This is a genomic window from Marinobacter sp. ST-43, assembly GCF_030541085.1.
Taxonomy (GTDB): Bacteria; Pseudomonadota; Gammaproteobacteria; order Pseudomonadales; family Oleiphilaceae; genus Marinobacter; species Marinobacter nauticus.
Genome location: NZ_JASSVO010000039.1, coordinates 1 through 4,067, shown reverse-complemented (window position 1 = coordinate 4,067; position 4,067 = coordinate 1). Strand labels below are relative to the sequence as shown.

Annotated in this window: 5 protein-coding genes; 2 read left to right on the top strand and 3 right to left on the bottom strand. The window is 52.5% G+C overall.

The window, feature by feature from the left end:
* The first annotated feature begins 688 nt into the window (after nucleotides 1-688).
* The gene (locus tag QPL98_RS19225; RefSeq protein WP_303293849.1) at nucleotides 689-1,924 is read left to right on the top strand and encodes an alginate export family protein; all 1,236 of its coding nucleotides are present in this window, start codon (nucleotides 689-691) and stop codon (nucleotides 1,922-1,924) included.
* A gap of 211 nt (nucleotides 1,925-2,135) precedes the next feature.
* Nucleotides 2,136-2,333: a hypothetical protein gene (locus QPL98_RS19220; RefSeq protein WP_091855216.1), complete on the top strand. Its 198-nt coding sequence runs from the start codon at nucleotides 2,136-2,138 to the stop codon at nucleotides 2,331-2,333.
* Between the two features lie 424 nt (nucleotides 2,334-2,757).
* Here the strand turns inward: QPL98_RS19220 and QPL98_RS19215 are convergent, their stop codons facing one another.
* The 3 genes from QPL98_RS19215 to QPL98_RS19205 form a co-directional block, all read right to left on the bottom strand.
* A complete protein-coding gene (locus QPL98_RS19215) occupies nucleotides 2,758-3,255 on the bottom strand; it encodes a hypothetical protein (RefSeq protein WP_092034298.1) in 498 nt (165 codons plus the stop codon).
* A gap of 10 nt (nucleotides 3,256-3,265) precedes the next feature.
* Nucleotides 3,266-3,505 carry a hypothetical protein gene (locus tag QPL98_RS19210; protein WP_091855218.1) on the bottom strand — a complete coding sequence of 80 codons (240 nt, stop codon included), beginning with the start codon at nucleotides 3,503-3,505 and terminating at the stop codon, nucleotides 3,266-3,268.
* Nucleotides 3,506-3,528: 23 nt separating this feature from the next.
* Nucleotides 3,529-4,067, bottom strand: a 539-nt coding sequence (locus QPL98_RS19205) for an SPFH domain-containing protein (protein ID WP_303293848.1), incomplete at its 5' end; no start/stop codon positions are given.

Below are 4,067 nucleotides of genomic sequence, written 5' to 3'. Positions count from 1 at the left end.
TGTGCCTGAATGCCGGAAACTGGCTAAATAATCGCCAACTTCGACCATGACCACTCGGATCTGGCACTACCAGGCTTGGTCTGCGAAGGTTGTTGGAGCACTATGAGAAATCCGGGCTAGGCTGTGTATAGGGTCAGAGCTACGGCATCCTTCAGCGTCAAATCAAGTTGATTCTGAGAGGCGTCAAATTGTTTGTCGCATTATGCTGGTTTACTAAGCAGCCTCGCCGAACTGGAGCCGAGTCTGGGTTGTTCCTGCTGGTCTACTGGAGTTCTCGTTTTTCTGTCGAGTTTTCCGCCTCTCCGATCCGCATTTGGGGTTCATTGCCTTTGGCAGGCTGACTATGGGGCAGCTGTTAAATCTGCAAATGATCATTGGTGGCTTTTTCTAGGATTTGAGGAAATAAGCGCCGCACAGTCCTTCAAGCCCAGAGGTATCTCAATGGAATGAGCCGCAAACGAGGCCCGTAGGGACGGCTCTGTGAGACGGATGAGGTGATGGCACCTTGTCCTGCTCGTTTTGTCTGTGAGCTTTTGGAGGTACCCCTTGAGAGTCAGGTTCAATCTGACCGATATCAAGGTTGCCACGGACATAGAGGCGCCCTAAAATGAATTATCGACTCATGAATGAAACATTGACTCCATTCACCCCTTATATGGCCACAGAAGGTACCACTAGGATGAAAACGATGCTAACGCCGTTCCCTGCCAGGAAAGGCCAAAGAAACCAGAAGTCGTTGCTGACCTTGGCCATTGGTTCGGTTCTGGCCTCTGCCGCAACGCCTGTCCTGTCCATGACCTTTACCGAAGCCTTAACCGGGGGAAAGGTTTCGCTTGATGTTCGTTACCGTTACGAATTTGTGGATCAGGACAACCCTCTCGATCAAGCCCATGCTTCTACCGTTCGAACCCGACTGGGGTACCGGACTGGTGATTTTAAGGGGTTTGAGGTGTTTGCCGAGGCGGAAGATGTGTCCGCTGTGGGGAATGAGAACTACAATAGCACCATCAATGGCATAACCGATCACTCAGTAGTCGCTGATCCGACGGAAACCGAAGTCAACCAAATTTACGTACGTTACAAAGGCCTTCCGGATACCACACTGACCTATGGTCGTCAGCGCTTTGCTCTGGACAATCACCGGTTTATAGGCACAGTTGGCTGGCGCCAGAATGAGCAGACCTTCGATGCCTTTATCGGCGCCAACGAGTCGCTTCCAGACACGACGATTACAGCGGGCTATCTTTACAATGCTAACCGGATATTCTCGGACGCCAGCCCGAATGGCAATTTCCCCATGCAGTCGCCGATTCTTAATGTTCAGTATCAGGGGTTGGCCGCCGGAACCCTTACCGCCTACGGATATCTGTTCGACTTTACCACCGCAGACGTCAACTCAACCCAGAATTTTGGCTTGCGATTCACTGGTGGCACCGATGTATCGGAAGACGCCAGGGTCCTGTACACCCTGGAGTACGCAATCCAGAAAGACTATGCAGACAACCCGCAAAGCTTTGAGGCCGCTTATTGGCTGGCGGAAGCGGGCCTCGCCGCGTATGGCGTTACGGTCAAGGTGGGCATGGAAACCCTGGAGTCGGACGACGGCCGGTCATTCCAGACGCCTCTGGCGACGCTTCACGCGATGAACGGTTGGGCCGACCAGTTCCTGGTCACCCCGGACGATGGCCTGCAGGATCTATACGTATCGGCGGGTGCCTCAGCAAAGGGGGTCAAGTGGCTGGCCGTTTATCATGACTACAGCAGTGACATCAATAGCCTGAGCTATGGCTCCGAGCTGGGGCTGCTGGCTGTCTACCCGATCAACAAGCACTACACGGTGGGTGCCAAGTTCGCCAGCTATGCCGCCGATGGTCGTGGCGTGGATACGGACAAGGCCTGGTTGTGGGGAGAGGTCAAGTTCTGACCTTATCACTGTTGCGGTGAACAGACATTCGCCTGATAGAGGGCGGGTCGCCCCGACCGGGGGTAGACAATCCGAAGGATAAGGGTCGCTGACGAACGCTGCGGTTGAGGAGGTCTCAGGCAGCGTTTGGCTCTTGGAAACGTCGTAAATTTACAGAAATTGATGTGTTAGCTATGCTTTGGATGGAATCTAAACAACAAGGAGAAGCACGATGGGTAAAGCTATTAATGGTAAGTTCGAGAACATGGATCAGGCACACAATACGCGAGACGACCTTATTGGCAGCGAAATTCCACAGGATCTGATCTATATTGATAAGGATGAGCAGACGATCCGGGTGATGTTGCCGGCGGAGGAAGCAAGAGAAGTCTATGAAATATTTGACCGACACGGTGTCACTTATAAGTGAACGCTCGTTAACATAGATCCCTGATCTTCAAGCCGCCTTCTTTCGCCTTAGCTCCACTCGCATGACGTTAATACCGCCTGTGCGACCCAGCCGATCAACGTGGCGAGAGGCCCATAGGAGATGACGCCTTTATAATCCACGTCATAGGGAGCAAGCTCTTCCGCCAGATCGATATAGACCCTCGGGGTGACAAAATTGTTTTTGCTTTCAAAAGGTTCCTTTAAGCTGTCGCGAGTGGTTTACCCACCAACCATCAGATCTTTTAACCAACCCTGCTTCAGGCAGCGTTTGAACTCGCTGTGGCTCAGTTCCCTGTAGATGACGGTTATGCCCAGAAGCTCTGAAACAGCAACGCCCCCCCCCCACACCGCGCCGCAAAAAGGTAGACTAAGTGTAGTTGATGCCTTTTCCCATGCTTTCTTGCTCAATGACAGTCACTGTTTTTGGTCAGGTGTGCGAGATTGTCGAGCTCACACTCCTCGCTGTAATGAATCAGCCCGCGTTTTACCTGTTCCGCCATACCTTTTGACAGCCGGGCTGCCGCCTGTTCGATGGTTTTTTCGATATCTTCCAGGGAAGCCTGCAGCAGATCGTAAGTCACATACAGCTCCTGATCCGTGAAGTCCACTGCATCAATACCCATCAGCGACTGCAGTGATGTTTTCAAATCAGCCTTGAGGTCATCGCTGATTATTTCGCGGAGTCGCATGCGGCGTTTTTTTAGAATCACTTGATTTTTCTGCTTGGGCGACAATCCGTGTTGAGGATCGCCCACAAACAGATGCGGGCGGGATTTAAATCGCTCTAGGCACTGACGCGAACAGAAATAGTGGTTGATACCCTGGTAATTCCATAGTAGCGAGCGATTGATTTTTTTCATATCACACACGGGGCAACGAATCGTGGACGCCAGCTTGTTCATCAAGCCCTCCTCAGGGGTTTTGGCCTATACCATTCAACAGTTGGTGTAGCTCGCTTTCAGTGGTTAATGCCAGCGTGGTGGAAGAGTCGATCACCCGGTTATAGGTCTCCAGGGTTTTGACAAAGTCATACAGATCACGGGATATTTCCGACTGGTTATACGCCGCTGCGTAAATTTCCGTGGCTTTCGCGTCCGCCACCCCCTGAATGGTTTGAGCTTCCCGATAGGCTTCAGACTCAATGCGCTGCAAATCCTTTTCCTTGTCGCCGATAATTAGCGGCTTCGCCGGCACCCTCGGAACGGAATCGCTCGGCAATCTGCTGGCGTTTGCTGATCATTCTGGCGAACGCTTTCATTGTAGTTGATCCGCTTAAAACGAATGTCGGGCAATTCAATGCCAAATTTAGCCATCTTTGCCGAAGCCGCGGCAGAGATGTCCGCTTCTATTAGCTGCCGCCCCCGTCGGACGGACCGCGGTTGGCCAATCACCGCTTTTGTGAGCGGCTGGTCGAAGGCGGGCTCCCTGCCTTTCTTGGTGTGTGCAAGTTCTATCAATTCGTGTTTGGCAACAGCTTTGCGGGTTTCACTACCGAGAATATCTTCCAGTCGCGACCGAACACTGTAATCGTCCCGCAACCGCAATGCCTCTATACAGAGTGATCTGACGTGGTGAAACCGGTATATCCGACAAGGTGCGTAAACCGCTGAAGGTTGCCACCCATTCCACGTGAAGCCTGCCACCCGGACCGGAGCAAGGCTGCCACCCATCGGAGCGTAGCGACGCGGGGTTTCTCTTCTTACTCCGAAGTCTC